The 16,113-nt window shown below is 69.0% G+C and carries 13 protein-coding genes, 3 tRNA genes and 2 pseudogenes; 11 read left to right on the top strand and 7 right to left on the bottom strand.

Annotation, left to right across the window (positions count from 1 at the left end; genetic code table 11):
• Positions 1-67 precede the first annotated feature (67 nt).
• Both C5708_RS13390 and C5708_RS13385 read right to left on the bottom strand, forming a co-directional pair.
• Positions 68-141: transfer RNA gene (locus C5708_RS13390), tRNA-Gly, on the bottom strand.
• Positions 142-237: 96 nt separating this feature from the next.
• Positions 238-321: transfer RNA gene (locus C5708_RS13385), tRNA-Tyr, on the bottom strand.
• Positions 322-580: 259 nt separating this feature from the next.
• Here C5708_RS13385 and rlmB point away from each other — a divergent pair.
• On the top strand, positions 581-1,303 hold the full coding sequence (rlmB, locus tag C5708_RS13380) for a 23S rRNA (guanosine(2251)-2'-O)-methyltransferase RlmB (RefSeq protein ID WP_242921854.1): 723 nt from the start codon (positions 581-583) through the stop codon (positions 1,301-1,303).
• 57 nt (positions 1,304-1,360) lie between these two features.
• A complete protein-coding gene (locus C5708_RS13375; protein ID WP_242921876.1) occupies positions 1,361-2,065 on the top strand; it encodes a TerC family protein in 705 nt (234 codons plus the stop codon).
• A gap of 34 nt (positions 2,066-2,099) precedes the next feature.
• Here the strand turns inward: C5708_RS13375 and metG are convergent, their stop codons facing one another.
• On the bottom strand, positions 2,100-3,809 hold the full coding sequence (metG, locus tag C5708_RS13370; RefSeq protein WP_242921853.1) for a methionine--tRNA ligase: 1,710 nt from the start codon (positions 3,807-3,809) through the stop codon (positions 2,100-2,102).
• Positions 3,810-3,884: 75 nt separating this feature from the next.
• Positions 3,885-4,856: a magnesium transporter CorA family protein gene (locus tag C5708_RS13365; RefSeq protein ID WP_242921852.1), complete on the bottom strand. Its 972-nt coding sequence runs from the start codon at positions 4,854-4,856 to the stop codon at positions 3,885-3,887.
• A gap of 238 nt (positions 4,857-5,094) precedes the next feature.
• Between C5708_RS13365 and C5708_RS13360 the strand changes: the two genes are divergently transcribed.
• From C5708_RS13360 to C5708_RS13320, 9 genes and pseudogenes are all read left to right on the top strand, one after another.
• Positions 5,095-5,170, top strand: a tRNA-Thr gene (locus C5708_RS13360).
• Positions 5,171-5,550: 380 nt separating this feature from the next.
• Positions 5,551-5,757 (top strand): annotated as a pseudogene (locus C5708_RS13355) (cold-shock protein); the annotation flags it as partial.
• 114 nt (positions 5,758-5,871) lie between these two features.
• A pseudogene (locus C5708_RS13350) lies at positions 5,872-6,078 on the top strand (cold-shock protein); the annotation flags it as partial.
• A 102-nt stretch (positions 6,079-6,180) separates the two neighbouring features.
• Positions 6,181-6,423 (top strand): DUF3297 family protein, encoded by a 243-nt coding sequence (locus C5708_RS13345; RefSeq protein WP_242921851.1) that lies wholly within the window; start codon positions 6,181-6,183, stop codon positions 6,421-6,423.
• A gap of 141 nt (positions 6,424-6,564) precedes the next feature.
• The gene (locus C5708_RS13340) at positions 6,565-7,452 is read left to right on the top strand and encodes a hypothetical protein (protein ID WP_242921850.1); all 888 of its coding nucleotides are present in this window, start codon (positions 6,565-6,567) and stop codon (positions 7,450-7,452) included.
• A gap of 46 nt (positions 7,453-7,498) precedes the next feature.
• Entirely contained in the window at positions 7,499-7,978 is a 480-nt protein-coding gene (locus C5708_RS13335; RefSeq protein WP_242921849.1) for a YaiI/YqxD family protein, read from the top strand.
• The gene (gene arfB / locus C5708_RS13330) at positions 7,975-8,394 is read left to right on the top strand and encodes an alternative ribosome rescue aminoacyl-tRNA hydrolase ArfB (protein ID WP_242921848.1); all 420 of its coding nucleotides are present in this window, start codon (positions 7,975-7,977) and stop codon (positions 8,392-8,394) included. Before C5708_RS13335 ends, arfB begins: the two co-directional genes overlap by 4 nt.
• A gap of 87 nt (positions 8,395-8,481) precedes the next feature.
• Positions 8,482-8,997: a cytochrome c family protein gene (locus C5708_RS13325; RefSeq protein WP_242921846.1), complete on the top strand. Its 516-nt coding sequence runs from the start codon at positions 8,482-8,484 to the stop codon at positions 8,995-8,997.
• Positions 8,998-9,023: 26 nt separating this feature from the next.
• Positions 9,024-9,374, top strand: coding sequence for a nuclear transport factor 2 family protein (locus tag C5708_RS13320; RefSeq protein WP_242921844.1), 351 nt, complete (start codon positions 9,024-9,026; stop codon positions 9,372-9,374).
• 18 nt (positions 9,375-9,392) lie between these two features.
• Here the strand turns inward: C5708_RS13320 and C5708_RS13315 are convergent, their stop codons facing one another.
• From C5708_RS13315 to C5708_RS13305, 3 genes are read right to left on the bottom strand one after another with little or no spacing between them, the layout of a single operon-like run.
• Positions 9,393-11,747 (bottom strand): transketolase, encoded by a 2,355-nt coding sequence (locus C5708_RS13315; protein ID WP_242921842.1) that lies wholly within the window; start codon positions 11,745-11,747, stop codon positions 9,393-9,395.
• Between the two features lie 13 nt (positions 11,748-11,760).
• A complete protein-coding gene (locus C5708_RS13310) occupies positions 11,761-14,952 on the bottom strand; it encodes an efflux RND transporter permease subunit (protein ID WP_242921840.1) in 3,192 nt (1,063 codons plus the stop codon).
• Positions 14,949-16,061, bottom strand: coding sequence for an efflux RND transporter periplasmic adaptor subunit (locus C5708_RS13305; RefSeq protein ID WP_242921838.1), 1,113 nt, complete (start codon positions 16,059-16,061; stop codon positions 14,949-14,951). The genes C5708_RS13310 and C5708_RS13305 overlap by 4 nt, the downstream gene beginning before the upstream one ends.
• Positions 16,062-16,113: the final 52 nt, after the last annotated feature.

Genomic DNA, 16,113 nt, shown 5'->3' with positions numbered 1-16,113 from the left:
TCGAACTTTTCCTTGGCCATCGTCTTAACCTTCGCGCGGACAGGGTGTTGGAGGTGGAAGAGGGATCTGGAGCGGGTAGCGGGAATCGAACCCGCATCCTCAGCTTGGAAGGCTGCTGCACTACCATTGTGCTATACCCGCCCAAAGCGCGTTTACTTCGGTGGCGGGACGCGCCGCAAATCTCCTGTTTCATCCGGCGCCTTCGCCTTCCTTCAAGAACCTTAGAATTCTCGCGCGTGGTGGGGGAAGAAGGACTCGAACCTTCGAAGCTTTCGCAGCGGATTTACAGTCCGCCCCCTTTGCCGCTCGGGACATTCCCCCAGCGCGCGTGAACTCTCTGGCTCCCTGTTGCGTCGTCCTGCCAGGACCGGCGAACCGGGCCCGACGAGAACAAAAGCCTCCGCTAACGGTTGCGACCGGTGCTAAGAGCCAGGCCGGCCGTGTCACGGAGGCCTCAAGGCCCCAAATCGGAGCGCGTCTTATAGTGTCCTCTTCCCACGAACGCAACGACCGCAAATCGCGTTCTGACCATCATCGCAAACCGGCCCATTCCGGGCGCCGCGACGCGCCGAAAAGGCATGTGCGGGAAGAGGGTTACGACTGGTTGTGGGGCTGGCATGCGGTCGAAGCGGCCCTGGCCAACCCCCGGCGCGAGGCGCCCAAGCGCCTGCTCGCCACCGCCGAGCGGGCCAGGCAGATCACCCAGAAATTCGGCCGCGTCGATTCGCTCGAAGTCGCCGAGAACGCCGCCATCGCCCAGCTGCTGCCGCAAGGGGCCGTGCACCAGGGCGTGGCGCTGAAGTCGCCGTCCCTGGACTCCGCTTCGATCGACGAACTGGGCGCGCCAGCCAGCGGCCTTCTGCTGATGCTCGACCAGGTCACCGACCCCCAGAATGTCGGGGCCATCTTCCGCTCGGCCGCCGCGTTCGGCGCCAAGGGCGTCATCGTCCAGGACCGCCACGCCCCGGCCCTGGACGGCGCCCTGGCCAAGGCCGCCGCCGGCGCGGTCGACCTCATTCCCCACGCGCGCGTGGTCAACCTGTCGCGCGCCCTGGAGCGTCTGGCCGACCTCGGCTGGCGGGCGGTCGGACTGGACGGGAGCGCCGAGGGCGACCTGGCCCAGGTTCTCGATGGAACCCCTACGGTGCTGGTCATGGGCTCGGAAGGCGAAGGCCTGCGCCGGCTGGTGGCCGAGCACTGCGACGTCCTGGCCAAGATCCCGATGCCCGGCGGCTTCGAGAGCCTGAACGTCTCGGCGGCGGCGGCGGTGGCGCTTTACGAGGCGTCACGCCCGCGCGGGTGAGACAAACCGCGCACCCCCGCCTTGCACAAATAACCATGCTCGCGCATGTCAGTCGGCATGACCTTGCCAGTGCTCGCTGACATCGCCGGCGGATGGGCCGCGCCGCTCACCGCCTTCTTCCAGGTGCTGATGATCGACCTCGTCCTGGCCGGCGACAACGCCGTGGCCGTGGGCTTGGCCGCCGGGGGCCTGCCGGAGAAGGACCGCAAGAAGGTCATCCTCTACGGCCTGGGCGCGGCGGTAGCCATGCGCATCGGCTTCGCGCTGATCACCACCTGGCTGCTCGGCCTGATCGGCCTGCTGCTGGCCGGCGGCCTCTTGCTGCTGTGGGTGTGCTGGAAGATGTGGCGCGAACTGCGCGCCCAGGGCCACGCCGAGGCTCACGCCATCGAGCAGCCGCCCAAGACCTTCCGTCAGGCGTTCCTGCAGATCTTCATCGCCGACCTGTCGATGTCGCTGGACAACGTCCTGGCCGTGGCCGGGGCGGCGCGCGAGCACCCGATGATCATGGTGTTCGGCCTCCTGCTGTCGATCGTGCTGATGGGGCTGGCGGCGACCTGGATCGCCAACCTGCTGCAGAAGCACCGCTGGATCGGCTATGTCGGCCTGCTCATCGTGATCTACGTCGCCCTGCACATGATCTGGGAGGGCCACCGCAGCGTGGTCATGGATCTGAACGAGGTGCCCGCCTACAACGCCGCCGCGCCCAATCCGATCGACATCACGCCCAAGGAAATCGAAAAGCACGAAAAGCATCGGTGACCCGTGCGGGTCGCCGACGCCCGGCGCCTGAGCCCTATTCGGCGCCGCCGAAACGCTCGCCCCATTCGGCGATCTGGGTTTCCTCGATCTTCTTGAACAGCACCTCGGGCGCGCGCACCGGCTGGCCGGGAGCCAGGATCGACAGCGCCGCCTCGCCTTCCAGCTCGGGCCACGCCGCCGGATAGGCGTCGCCGACCGCCTCGGCGATCTTCTCGGCGGTGAACGGGATGAACGGCGCCGAGATGCGGGCGAACAGGGCCACCAGATTGAGGCCGGTGCGCACGATCACCGCCGCGCGGTCGCGGTCGGTCTTGATCGCCGTCCAGGGGGCGGCCTCCTGCAGGTATTCGTTGCCGAGCACCCACAGCGCCCGCAGCGCCTGGGCCGACTTGCGCAGCTCGATGGTCTCCATCTGCGTCGTCAGCTCGGCCAGGCGCGCGCCAACTTCATCATAGAGCTTGCGTTCCAGCTCGCCCGGCTCGCCGCCTTCCGGAACCACGCCGTCGAAGCGGCTCTCGCAGAACTTTAGGATGCGGTTGACGAAGTTGCCGAGCACGTCGGCCAGGTCGCGGTTGATGGCGCTGGCGAACTGCTCCCAGGTGAAGGCTGTGTCCGAGCCTTCCGGCGCGTTCGAGGTCAGGTACCAGCGCCAGTAGTCGGCCGGCAGGATGTCCAGCGCGGCGTCCATGAACACCCCCCGCTTCTGCGAGGTCGAGAACTTGCCGCCGTACCAGTTCAGCCAGTTGAAGGCCTTGAGCATGTCGACGGTCTTCCACGGCTCCTCCGAGCCGAGCAGGGTCGCCGGGAAGCTGACCGTGTGGAAGGCGACGTTGTCCTTGCCCATGAATTCGACATAGCGGACGTCGGACGCGCCCTTGTCGGTGCGCCACCAGCGCTCCCAGTCGCGATCCGGCTGGGCGTCGGCCCATTCCCGGGTGGCGGCGATGTATTCGACCGGCGCGTCGAACCAGACGTAGAAGACCTTGTCCTCGAAGCCCGGCCGCGGCAGGCCGTTGCGGGTGACGGGCACGCCCCAGGCCAGGTCGCGGGTGATCCCACGGTCGATCAGCCCCTCGTCCAGGTGCTTGTAGGCGATCGAGCGCGCCAAGTGGGGCCAGTCGGCGTGGCCGTCGACCCAGGCGCGGATGCGCTCGGCCATCCTGGTCTGCAGCAGATAGAGATGGCGGGTCTCGCGCACCTCCAGGTTCCGCGAGCCGGAGATCACCGAATAGGGGTTCTTCAGGTCGATCGGGTCGAGCAGCGAGCCGCAGTTGTCGCACTGGTCGCCGCGCGCCTTCTCGTAGTTGCAGATCGGGCACGTGCCCTCGACGTAACGGTCCGGCAGGAACCGCTTGTCGTCGATCGAATAGATCATCTTGTCGAGGCGTTCCTCGATCAGGCCCCTGTCCTCCAGCACGTCGGCGAAATGCTGGGTCAGCTTGTGGTTCTGCGGCGAGGACGAGCGGCCGAACCAGTCCCAGGACAGGCCGAAGGCGCGGCCGATGTCGTGTTGCAGGACGTGCTGCTCCTGGCAGTATGTCATCACGTCCTGGCCGGCGGCGGCGGCGGCCAGCTCGGCCGGCGTGCCATGCTCGTCGGTGGCGCAGATATAGAGCACCTCCCGCCCCCGCCCTCGCTGGAACCGGGCGTAGACGTCCGCCGGCAGCATCGACCCGGCCAGGTTGCCAAGGTGCTTGATCCCGTTGATGTACGGCAGGGCGGACGTGATGAGGATGCGGGACATGGGCTCGCTTCGTGAAATGGACGCGGCATATAAGGCCGGTGCGGGCGCGACGCAAAACCGCATGAATGGCCTGGGCTAGAACCAGCCCCGCCACTTGAACCAGGCGATGGGCGCCAGCGTCGACACCAGGATCACCGCCAAGCCGAACGGATAGCCGAAGTTCCAGTGCAGTTCGGGCATGTTGGCGAAGTTCATGCCGTAGATGCTGGCCACCAGGGTCGGTGGAATGCCGACCACCGAGGCGATGGTCAGCACCTTGAAGATGTCGTTCTGCTGGATGTTGATCAGGCCCAGCACGGCGTCGAGCAGGAACTGCACCTTGTCGGTGAGGTGCGTCTCGTAGTCGATCAGCGACTGGATGTCCTGCTTGGCGGCCTGCAGGCGGCTGTCGTATTCGTCGAGCGGCTGCTCGCCCTTGCGCTTGATCTCCAGAACGAACGGCGCGATCCGCCCCAGGCCCAGCAGCACAGCCCGCAGTTCCGACAGCCGGTCGCCCAGCCGCCCGAGCGAGGCCAGCAGGCGGCGGTGGCCGACATTGGTGCGGACCGCCTTCGAGGACTGCAGGTCCCGGATCGAGAACACGCTGTGGGAGATGCCGGTGAGCTCGGCGCCGCAACGTTCCAGCAGGTCGGCCTGGCGATCGATCACCGCCTCGACCAGCAGGGTGAACGCCCCCAGGGCGTCGCACGGCTTGCCCAGCGCCTGGATGGCCTCGGCGGCGGTCGCGAACGACTTGAACCGGTCGAAACGGATGGTGATCAGGGCCGTCGGCGCCAGCACGAACCCCACCGGCGACAGGTAGGGCTCCTCGCTTTCCGACTGCGACATCATCGGGGTGCTGAGATAGAGCACCCCCTGCTCCGTCCGCAGCCGGCTGGACACCTCGATCTCGCTCAAGGCCTCGCGCGAGGGAATCCGCACGCCGAGCATGGCCTCGACGGCGCCGATCTCGTCGGCGTCGGCGTTGAAAAGGTCGATCCAGATGGCTGACGGGTGGATCGGACCGGCGTCGGCGTGGTCCGGAAGGCGCGGATAGGCGCTCAGCATGAGAGGCGGGTCCTTGGGACGACAGGAGCCGCAGCATTACTCGATTTGCCCGATTTGGAACGCCGGGCGGCGCCAGTTTCGCTATTCGATGCGCTTCATGGCCGGCGGCCCGCGAAACGGTTGCCTACGACGCTGGGACGCGGCTAAAGATGCGGAGAATGACGCAGCTCGCGAAACGCTCCTGTGGTTTGCGCACGGCGCATCCTCGACGCCCCTGAAGACGCAGTCTTCCCAAGACGCCGGTTTAGCTCAGCTGGTAGAGCAGCGGTTTTGTAAACCGAAGGTCACGGGTTCGATCCCTGTAACCGGCACCACTCTTCTTCTCCCGCCGACGCCGCAGAAGCTCAAAAACTTGCCGGATCGACGCTCGCGCGCCTTGCGCCTGGCGCATATCGCTGTTGACTTCTATCCTGGCGTCAATTGACCACGCCGAAGACGGGCCGCCGGGCGATCTAAAGCGGCGGACGACGCCCCCGCAACCTTGACGCCCGGCGCCAGCGTGCGCATTCTGATGGGACTGGGCTAAACTTCGATGAGGCCGATCTGCATCGTCATGTGACAAATAGCCCGCGTCAGCGCAGGTGTTCCTAGCGTGCGCCCAGATTTCCGGGTAGATGATGAAATCGGGAATCCCGCCGGTCGCCAGCCGGCTCATAACGGCCGTCCGAAGGCGGTCAATTTTTCAGGACGAGATATGGCTCGCGGTACGGTCAAGTGGTTCAATTCGACCAAGGGGTTTGGGTTTATTCAGCCGGATGACGGCGGCGCAGACGTTTTCGTCCATGTCTCGGCTGTCGAACAGGCTGGTCTCCATGGTCTGAACGAAGGCGATCAGGTCGCCTACGAGATGGAGCAGGATCGCCGCTCCGGGAAGCTGTCGGCGGGCGCGCTCGAACTGCTCGCCGCCGGCGAGCCGTCGGCGGCCCCGCGGCGTGAACGGTCGTTCGACCGTCCGCAGCGCTCGTTCGATCGTCCGCAGCGCTCGTCCGAGCGTTCGGCGACCGGCGGCACGGGCGACGGCGTCGTCAAGTGGTTCAACCCGACCAAGGGCTTCGGCTTCATCCAGCCCAACGACGGCGGCGGCGACGTGTTCGTGCACATCTCCGCGGTCGAGCAGGCTGGCCTGCGCGGCCTGTCGGAAGGCCAGGCGGTGAGCTACGAGCTCGAACAGGATCGTCGCTCGGGCAAGACCTCGGCGACCAACCTGCGCGTCGTCGGCTAAAACGGGCTTCGGCGGCCCTCGCGGCCGCCGTCTCCCCTGTGGATCATAGGCCGTTCCGGCTCGCCGGGCGGCCTATATCTTTATCTGGCAGCAAAGAAGCTCATGAGCGACACGCCTCCGGACCGTCTGTCCGTCAATCCCAAAAGCCCCCACTACGACGCCGAGGTGCTGGCGCGCGGCGTCGGCGTCCGTTTCAAGGGCGTCGAGAAGACCAATGTCGAGGAATACTGCGTCAGCGAGGGCTGGGTCCGCCTCAGCGTCGGCTCGACGGTCGACCGCAAGGGCGATCCGATGACCATCAAGCTGCAGGGACCGGTCGAGCCCTATTTCCAGACCGAGGCCTGAACCGTTCCGGGCGCCCATTGCGCCCGGAGCGCCCCTCCACGCTGGAACGGCGGGCGGCGGGGCGATGTCAGATAAAACCAAGAGTTGCCTTTCGCGCCACTTCCCCCATAGGATGACCTATCTGTTCCGGGGGGAAATCAGATGCTGCGATCGTTTCTGCGCGCCGGTCTGGCCGCCGCCCTGCTGTTCGCGCCCGCCGGGCTGACGGCCGCCGCTCCCGCCATTCCCAACCCCATGACGGCGCCCGCCGGGTTTCTGCCCTGCGCCGGAGCGAACGCCGACGCCCTGTCCTATTCCCGATGCCTGACCGAGCAGGCGACGGTGATCGATCAGGTGCGCAAGCGCATGGCCGAGTTGGAGAACGCTCCGCCGCGCGGCGGCTGCCTCGGCCAGGACGACATCACCTGCATCGCCATGGCGACGCGCAAGCTGGTCGTGTCGTCCAACCCCTACGGCCCCACCTTCACGCCCCTGAAGCCGCCGGAGCGGACCCTCGACGGCGCGCCGCTGAAGCGGCTGCGCTATTTCGACGTCTACGTCCCGCGCCCGGGCGCCGACGCCGTCGGACGACAGGGGCTGGACATGAATCTCGACATCGCCGCCGACGGCGGCGTCTACGCGGCCCGGGTGGAATTGCCGCGCCCGGTCTTTCCCGCCGTCAGCGTCGGCGACTTCGACGAGACCGGCGTCTATGAGCTCGCCGCCGCCCTGCTCGGCGAAGCCTGCGTCGGCGAGGACCGCCTGGCCTTCTACCGCCTGGTGCGGGACATGCTGGCCCATGAGCGCGCCAAGGACGACTGGGCCGACCACCGCGTCAACGTCATCAGCGGCTCGCGCGAGATGTGCGGCCACCTGCTGACCATCACCTCCAAATGGACCTCTCCCAGCGTCCGCCGCCATTCGGACAAGGACAGCAACGTCCTCTCCGTCACGGCGCCGCCGACCTTCGCCCAGTCGGTGGCCAGGTTCCTGCTGGAAAACCCGCCCGAGCCGCGAAAGCCCCGCCGCCATCGCCGCGACGGCGACTGACGCGCGCGCCGCTGGCGGCCGCCCCCGCCCCGGCCTATGAGAGGGCATGTCCGACGCCGCGCGCAAACCCATCGAGATCTTCATCGACGCCGACGCCTGCCCGGTGAAAGACGAGGCCTACAAGGTCGCGGCCCGCTACGGCCTCAAGACCTGGGTGGTGGCCAACGCCTTCATGACGATCCCCGCCTCGCCGCTGATCGAACGCGTCGTCGTCGAGGCCGGGCCCGACGTCGCCGACGACTGGATCGCCGAGCATGTCGCGCCGGGCGACGTGGTGGTGACCAACGACATCCCCCTGGCCGAACGCACGCTGAACGCCGGCGGGGCGGCCATCGCGCCCAACGGCCGCCCGTTCACCCGCGATTCCATCGGCTCGGCCATCGCCCAGCGGGCGTTGATGGAGCAGCTTCGCTCGACCGGCGACATCCTCGGCGGCCCCAAGCCCTTCGACCGCAACGATCGATCGCGGTTCCTGCAGGCCCTCGACGAGGCCATCGTCCGTGAGCGGAGAAAGAGCGGGCGATGATCGTCGTCAACGACAGGCTGGTCATCGGCGAGGACGAGTTCTCCGAGAAGGCGGCCAAGGCCAGCGGCCCGGGCGGACAGCACGTCAACAAGACCAGCACCGCCATCGAGCTGCGCTACGACGTCCGCGCCTCGGCGCTTCCCGACGACGTCAAGGAGCGGCTTGAACGTCTGGCGGGCAGCCGCCTGACCCAGGACGGGGTCATCGTGCTGTTCTCGCAAGGCAGCCGGTCGCAGGAGATGAACCGCCAGGAGGTGCGCGAGCGGCTGGCCGAGCTGGTCCGCCAGGCGCTGTTCAGACCCAAGGCGCGCAAGAAGACCAAGCCGACCTACGCCTCCAAGCTGAAGCGGCTCGACGGCAAGACACGCCGCGGCGGCGTCAAGGCCATGCGCGGCCGGCCCGGCCGTGACGACTAGCGCCCGCACGCTAGGACGTTCCGCCCAGTAGGCAGCGGCCGCGGCGACCGCTAGCCTGCCCGTCGATCAAGCGCGGGGAGAGTCGGGATGCGAGCAGCTCATCTGGTGTTGACCACGGCGGCGATGGCGGCGGCCCTGGCCGCCTGCGGCAAGAGCGGCTCCAGCGACCAAGCCTCCACCGCCTCCGGCGCCGGCTCGCCGCCGGCCGCCGCGGCCAAGGGACCGAGCGCCGAGGAGAAGAAGGCCCTGCTGGCCGCCCTGCCCGCCCCCTACAACGCCGGCGACCTGGACAACGGCCAGCGCAAGTTCGCCCTCTGCCGCTCGTGTCACACCATCACCCAGGGCGGCCCGGACATGACCGGCCCCAACCTCTATGGCGTGTTCGGCCGCAAGGCCGGCTCCAAGCCGGGCTATCGCTATTCGGACGTGGTCAAGAACGCCGGCTTCGACTGGGACGCCGAACACCTGGACAAGTGGCTGTCGAGCCCGCGCACCTTCATGCCCGGCACCAAGATGTCGTTCCTGGGCATTCCCAACGAAAAGGATCGGGTCGACCTGATCGCCTATCTCAAGGTCGAGACCGGCTACCAGCCGCCCAAATAGACCCCTTCGGGGAAGGAGCCGTCGCCATGCGCCACGAAGAAAGCCTGCTGCGCGAACTCTACACCGCGTTCGACAACCGGGTGGTCGAGGAGGCTCTGGGCCTGCTGCACCCGCAGGTCGATTGGCCCGACCTGATCGACCACGACCGCCTGAACGGCCGCGAGGCGGTGCATGCCTACTGGAACCGCCGGTTCGCCAACACCGCCATGACCATGACCCCGACCCATTTCCACTTCGAGCCGGACGGCCGGGTGGCGGTCACCGTCGATCAGGTGCTGCGCGACCTCGCCGGCGACCTGCTGTCCGAACGGAAGGTGACCCACACCTACAGCTTCAAGGACGGGCTGGTGGCGCGGATGGACATCAGCCACGGCTGACGCGCCGCCCTTTCGCGGTCAGGCCAGCAGGTCGGCGCAGGCGTCGAGGATGGCGTCGGCGTCGAGGCGGTAGGTGCGGTAGAGGTCGGGCAGATCGCCCGACTGGCCGAAGGTCTCAAGGCCGAGCGCCCGCACCCGCTGCCCCCGCACCGAGCCCAGCCACGACAGGGCGGCCGGCGCGCCGTCCAGCACCGTGACCAGCCCGGCCTCGCGCGGCAGGACCGACAGCAGCCGTTCGATGGTCGAGGTCTCGGCCGCCCCCTTGGTCCAGCGCGAGCGCCCGGCGGCCGTCCAGTCGCGATGCAGCACGTCCGGCGAGGTCACCGCCAGCAGGCCCGCGCCCGGCTCGTCCTCCAGCAGGGCCTCGAAGGCCGCCAGGGCCTCGGGCGCGATGGCGCCGCTATAGACCAGGGCCAGTTTGGCGCCGGCCGCCGGGGCCTTGAACCAATAGGCCCCGTCGACCGCGCCCTGCCTCCAGGCGTCGTCCTCGCGCTTCGGCTGGACAAGGCTGCGGGTGGACAGCCGCAGATAGGTCGAGCCGCCGCCGTCGGCCTGGATGCGGTCGAAGGCGTGGGCCATCAGCACCGCCGTCTCGTCGGCGAAGGCCGGCTCGTAAGAATCGAGGCCCGGCTGGCTCATGCCGATCAGCGGCGTGCCGATCGACTGGTGCGCCCCGCCCTCCGGCGCCAGGGTCAGGCCCGAGGGCGTGGCCACCAGCAGGAAGCGCGCGTCCTGGTAGCAGGCGTAGTTCAGCGCATCGAGGCCGCGCGCGATGAACGGGTCGTACAGGGTGCCGACCGGGAACAGCCGCTCGCCGAACACCGAGGCCGACAGGCCCAGCGCCGCCAGGGCGATGAACAGGTTGTTCTCGGCGATGCCCAGTTCGACGTGCTGGCCGGTCTCGCCCTGGGCCCAGATCTGGGCCGAGGGGATGCGGCGGGCCTTGAACACGTCCTCCATGGTCCGGCGCTGGAACACCCCGCGGCGATTGACGAAACCGCCGAGATTGGTCGAGACGGTGACGTCGGGCGATGTGGTGACCACCCGGCCGGCGAACTCGTCGGCGGTCTTGGCGATCTCGAACATCACCTTGCCGAAGGCCGCCTGGGTCGACTGCTCGTCCGCGCCCTCGACGGCCTTGAGCAGGGTCTGCGCCGTGGGCGTGGCCACCTTGGGCGCGGCGTGGCGGCGTTCGGCCGGAGCGGCGAAGGGCGCGGCCTCGACCAGCGCCTTCATGGCGTCGATCTCGGCGTTGGACAGGCCGGAGAAGGCGTCCCACTCCTCGCCGGCGCGCACGCCCAGCCGGTCGCGCAGTTCGGCGATCTGGGCCGGGGTCATCAGGCCGGCGTGGTTGTCCTTGTGCCCCTGGAAGGGCAGGCGCCAGCCCTTGACCGTATAGGCGATGAAGAAGCGCGGGGCGTCGTCCTGGGCGGCGTGCTCGAACGCCTCCAGCACGGTCTCCAGGCAATGGCCGCCGAGTTCGGTCATCAGCAGGGCCAGCTCGGCGTCGTCATAGGCCGCTATCAAGGCCAGGGCCGGCTTGTCGGCGGCCAGGTCGGCGTTCAACCGCTCGCGCCACGCCGCCCCGCCCTGGTAGGTCAGGGCCGAAAACAGATCGTTGGGCGCGTTCTCGATCCAGGCCTGCAGAGCCGCGCCGCCGGGCTTGGCGAAGGCCAGGCGCTGGCGCTTGGACCACTTCAGCGTCACCACCTGCCAGCCGGCGGCCTCGAAGATCTCGCCATAGCGGGTGAACATGCGGTCCGAGGTGGTGGCGTCCAGGCTCTGGCGGTTGTAGTCGACGATCCACCAGGTGTTGCGCACGTCGTGTTTGCAGGCCTCGATCAGGGCCTCGTAGATGTTGCCCTCGTCCAGTTCGGCGTCGCCGAGCAGCGAGATCATCCGGCCCATCGATTGCGGATCGACCGCGCCGCGCGCGGCCAGATAGTCCTGGGTCAGCGAGGCGAAGGCGGTCATGGCCACGCCCAGGCCGACCGAGCCGGTCGAGAAGTCGACGTCGTCCTTGTCCTTGGTCCGCGACGGATAGGACTGCGCCCCGCCCAGGGCGCGGAAGCGTTGCAGCTGGTCCAGGGACTGACGCCCGAACAGGTGCTGGATGGCGTGGAACACCGGGCTGGCGTGCGGCTTGACCGCCACCCGGTCCTGCGGCCGCAGGGCCCGCAGATAGAGCGCCGCCATCAGGGTGGTCATCGAGGCGCAGGAGGCCTGGTGGCCGCCGACCTTCAGGCCGTCGCGGCTTTCGCGCAGGTGGTTGGCGTTGTGGATGGTCCACGACGCCAGCCAGAGAATTCGTTCCTCCAGCCGCCGGAGGGTCGCAATATCGTGCTCGCGAACCCCGATGCTCCCGTCAGCCATGACCGCCCTGTCGTTATTCGGCGGGCGAACTCTCCGCACCGCCTTCGCCGTGCTCATACGCCTCGATCCGCCTCGCCGTCCACTCCGGCGATTTCGTGAAGCGGGCGAGCAGGTTGTAGAACACCGGCACCACGAACAGGGTCAGCAGGGTGGCGAAGATCGCCCCCGAGAAGATCACCGCCCCGATGGTCTGGCGGCTGCCGGCGCCGGGCCCGGCCGCCAGGATCAGGGGCAGCGCGCCCATGGCCGCGGCGATCGAGGTCATGATGATCGGCCGCAGGCGCAGGCCGGCCGCCTCGATCACCGCCTCGCGCACCGGACGCCCCTCGTCGCGCAGCTGGTTGGCGAACTCGACGATGAGGATGCCGTTCTTGGCGGCGATGCCGACCAGGATGATCAGGCCGATCTCGGAATAGGTGTTCACCGACGAGCCCGCCATCAACAGGCCGAACAGCCCGCCCAGGGCCGCCAGCGGCACGGTCAGCATGATGACGCCGGGGTGGATCCAGCTCTCGAACTGGGCGGCCAGCACCAGGAACACCAGCAGCAGGGCGAGACCGAAGGCCAGGCCGACGCCGCCGGAAGCCTCCAGATAGTCCTTGGCCTGTCCGCCCCAGGCGATGACCACGCCGGGGTCGGGGTTCTTGGCGGCCAGGTCGCGATAGAACTTCACGGCCTCCGCGACGGTGTAGCCGGGCGCCAGCTCGGCCGTCAGGGTGATGGCGCGCTGGCGGTCGACGCGCGCGCGGTCGGGGGTGTCGCCGCGCACCTCGGTGCGCACCACCACGCCCAGCGGCACGAGGTCGCCCGCCCCGCCGCGCACATAGAGCTTGTTCAGGTCCTCCACGGTGCGGCGCTGGTCCAGCGGCGTCTGGAGGATGACGTAGTACTCCTGGCCGTTCTTGACGTAGGTGGTCTGGCGGACCGAGCCGAACATGGTCTGCAGGGCCGAACCGACCGCATCCACCGGCACGCCGAGGGCGGCGGCCTTCTCGCGGTCGATGTCGACCAGCAGGCGCGGCGAGGTCGGCTCGAAGTCGAGGCGCGGGCGGGCCAGACCCGGATTGCCCTGGGCCGCGGCCAGCATCGGCTGCATCCAGCGGGCCAGTTCGGCGTAGTCGTTGCCCTCGGCGATCAGGTCGATGTTCGAACCAGAGCCCGAGCCGCCGCCGCGCTGGAACGGGCCGCGCACGCTGGCGATCACCCGCACGCCGGTGATGCGGCTGAACTCCTTGTTGAGCTGGGCGGCGACCTGGGCGGCGCTTTCCTTGCGGTGACGCCAGTCGCCGAGCACGAGACTGCCGAAGCCGGTGTTGAACGCCCCGGCCCCGAAGCCGGGCACGCCGAGGAGGTAGCGGTCGGCCGTCCCGTCGCGACGCAGCTTGTCGAGCACCGGCTCGGCCGCCGCGGCGGCGGCGCGGGTGTAGTCGTAGCCCGCCCCCACCGGCCCGGCGATGCCGATGTCGACGCGGCCGCGATCCTCGGTCGGCACCAGCTCCTTGGGCAGGACCAGGAACAGCGCCGCGGCGGCGGCGGCCAGCAGCAGGACGCCGCCGCCGATCCCCGCCGTCCAGGCGCGGGCGCCCAGCATCATGCCCAGCGAGGCCTCGTAGGAGGCGCGCAGGCGGTTCATCGCCAGGTTGACGCGGCGCGCCAGCCAGCCCTCGCCCGAGGCCGGCCGCAGCAGCTTGGAGCTGAGCATCGGCGACAGGCTGAGCGCCAGGACCGCCGAGAAGGCCACGGCGGCGGCGATGGCCACCGCCAGCTCGACGAACAGGCGGCCGATATAGCCGGGCAGGAACATCAGCGGCGCGAACACCGAGATCAGCACCACCGTGGTGGCGACCACGGCGAAGAACACCTGCCGCGCGCCGCGTTCGGCGGCGACCAGGGGCGGCTCGCCCTCGTCGACCCGCCGCTGGATGTTCTCGACCACCACGATGGCGTCGTCGACCACCAGGCCGATGGCCAGCACCAGGGCCAGCAGGGTCAGCAGGTTGATCGAGAAGCCCAGCGGGGCCAGGACGATGAAGGTCGCCAGGATGCAGATCGGCGCCACGATCGACGGGATCAGGGCCGAGCGCCAGCTGCCGAGGAAGATGATGTTCACCGCCGCCACCAGCACCAGCGACAGGGCCATGGTGAACCAGACCTCGTGGATGGCCTCGGCGGTGAACACCGAATAGTCGACGGCGATGGCCAGCTTGGTCCCGGCCGGCAGGGTCCGGTTGACCTCCTCAATGGTCTTCTTGACGTTGCGCGAGATCTCCAGGTCGTTGGCCTGAGACTGGCGCGTCAGGGTGATGCCGATCTGGTCCTGGCCGTTCGAGCGGAACATCGCCCGGCGCTCGTCAGGCCCCTCCTCCACCCGCGCCACGTCGCCCAGCCGGGTGACATAGGCGCTGGCGACGCCGCCCGGATTGGTCACGCCGTTGGCGACGGCCTGGGTCCCCGCCGCCGGCTTGCGCGCGATGGGCAGCTTGGCGAAGTCCTCGGGGCGGACGTACTGGCGGTTCACCCGGATGGTGTAGTCCTTCGAGGCCGACTCCAAAGCGCCGGCCGGCAGCTCGACGTTCTGGCTGTTCAAGGCGGCGGCGACGTCCTCGACCGTCAGGCCACGCGAGGCCAGGGCGTCGGAATCCAGCCAGATGCGCATGGCGTAGAGCGGCGCGCCGCGCAGGTTGACCTGGGCGACGCCGGGAATCGTCGACAGCCGCTGCACCAGGAAGCGGTTGCCGTAGTCGGCCAGGGCCAGCCGGTCGAGGGTGGTCGAGGTCAGGCTGAGGAAGATCAGCGGCGAGGAATCGGCGTTGGCCTTGGCGATCTGCGGGGCCAGCGCCTGGTCCGGCAGTTGCGACAGCACCCGGCTGACGGCGTCGCGGACGTCGTTGGCCGCCTCGTCCAGGTTGCGGTCGAGGGTGAAGGTGATCGAGATGCGGGACTGGCCGTCGCGGGACGACGAATATACCCGGTCGATGCCCTGGATGCCGGCGACCTGCTGTTCGATGATCTGGGTGATGCGCACCTCGACCACCTCGGCCGAGGCCCCGGTGTAGGTGGTCGAGATCGACACCACCGGCGGATCGACATTGGGCAGTTCGCGCACCGGCAGGGCGAAGAAGGCCGCGGCCCCGATCACGCACAGGATGATGGCGGCGACCGCCGCGAACACCGGCCGCCGGACGGAGAGGTCCGAAAGCGTCATGAGCGGGCCGCGACCGGCGCGGCCGCGCCCTGCACCAGCCGCAGCGGCGCGTTGGGCTGCACCCGGTTGACGCCGTCGGCGACGATGCGGTCGCCGGCCTTGAGCCCTTCGCGGATTTCGATGAAGCCGTCCTCGCGGACGCCGGCGACCACGCCCCGCTGTTCGGCGACCAGCTTGCCGCCGCGCTCGGCGATGACGAAGACGTAGGGCTGGTCGGTCTCGAACTGCACGGCGGCCTCCGGCACCCCCACCGCCCGCCGCTGGCCGTGCTCGACCGCGACGCGCAGCATCATGCCCGGCTTCAGCCGGCCGTCGGGATTGGGGAACTCGGCCCGCGCCCGGATCGAGCGGGTGTTCTGGTTCACCCGGCTGTCGAGCTTGGCGATGACCCCGCCCGACTTCTGGCCGGGATAGGCGTCGGGCCGGGCCACGATCGGCAGGCCTTCGCGCAGGGTGGGCGCATAGCGGTCGGGCACGTCGAAATCGACGCGCATCACCGCGACGTCGTCGAGCGAGACGATCGGCGTTCCGGCGTTGATCAGCGTGCCGGGCGCGACGTCGCTGAGCCCCACCACGCCGGAGAACGGCGCGCGGATGACCCGGTCGAGCTTGTTGGCCTGGGCCACGCGCAGGGCCGCCAGCGCCTGGTCGTAGGTGGTCTTGTACTGTTCGGCCGTGGCGCGCGGCGCGACGCCCTTCTCGGCCAGGGCCCGCCAGCGGTCATGGTTGGATTTGGCCAGGGCCAGGGTCGCCTCGGCCTGGGCGATGGCGGCGTCCTGGGCCTGGGCCTTGAGGTCGACCAGCACCTGCCCCTTGGCCACCCGCTGGCCGTCGCGGAAATGCACGTCGGTGATCAGCTCGGTGGTGTTCGAGGTGATGGTCACCGACTGGCGGCCCTTGGCCACGCCGATAGCCTCGATACGGTCGGTGAAGGCGCGCTCGGCGACCACCAGCGGCGTCACCGTGGTGGCGCGCGCCGCGGCGGCCCCGGCCTGGGCTTGGGCCTTGCCCTGCCCGGCGGCCGACGCCGCGATCTTCAGTCCGCCGGCCACGGCCATCAGCACCAGCGCGCCCAGGGCGGCGAACAAGAAGAAATGGCGTCGGATCAAGGAAACTACTCCGGCGTCAGGTCCTGTAATCGTCGGACCAAGGATCGTTCGG

Origin of the sequence: Caulobacter sp. CCUG 60055, from assembly GCF_022750545.1 — a bacterium.
Lineage (GTDB): Bacteria > Pseudomonadota > Alphaproteobacteria > Caulobacterales > Caulobacteraceae > PUIC01.
The sequence above is the reverse complement of the archived record's forward strand: the minus strand, read 5'-3'. Positions and strand labels throughout refer to the sequence as shown.

Bases quoted from the DNA above. Each gene is read 5' to 3' on its own strand.
- metG (WP_242921853.1), bottom strand. From the start codon at position 3,809: ATGTCCCGCATCCTCATCACGTCCGCCCTGCCGTACATCAACGGGATC.
- C5708_RS13345 (WP_242921851.1), top strand. From the start codon at position 6,181: ATGAGCGACACGCCTCCGGACCGTCTGTCCGTCAATCCCAAAAGCCCC.
- C5708_RS13315 (WP_242921842.1), bottom strand. From the start codon at position 11,747: ATGGCTGACGGGAGCATCGGGGTTCGCGAGCACGATATTGCGACCCTC.
- C5708_RS13320 (WP_242921844.1), top strand. From the start codon at position 9,024: ATGCGCCACGAAGAAAGCCTGCTGCGCGAACTCTACACCGCGTTCGAC.
- C5708_RS13365 (WP_242921852.1), bottom strand. From the start codon at position 4,856: ATGCTGAGCGCCTATCCGCGCCTTCCGGACCACGCCGACGCCGGTCCG.
- C5708_RS13340 (WP_242921850.1), top strand. From the start codon at position 6,565: ATGCTGCGATCGTTTCTGCGCGCCGGTCTGGCCGCCGCCCTGCTGTTC.
- C5708_RS13310 (WP_242921840.1), bottom strand. From the start codon at position 14,952: ATGACGCTTTCGGACCTCTCCGTCCGGCGGCCGGTGTTCGCGGCGGTC.
- arfB (WP_242921848.1), top strand. From the start codon at position 7,975: ATGATCGTCGTCAACGACAGGCTGGTCATCGGCGAGGACGAGTTCTCC.
- C5708_RS13325 (WP_242921846.1), top strand. From the start codon at position 8,482: ATGCGAGCAGCTCATCTGGTGTTGACCACGGCGGCGATGGCGGCGGCC.
- C5708_RS13335 (WP_242921849.1), top strand. From the start codon at position 7,499: ATGTCCGACGCCGCGCGCAAACCCATCGAGATCTTCATCGACGCCGAC.
- C5708_RS13375 (WP_242921876.1), top strand. From the start codon at position 1,361: ATGACCTTGCCAGTGCTCGCTGACATCGCCGGCGGATGGGCCGCGCCG.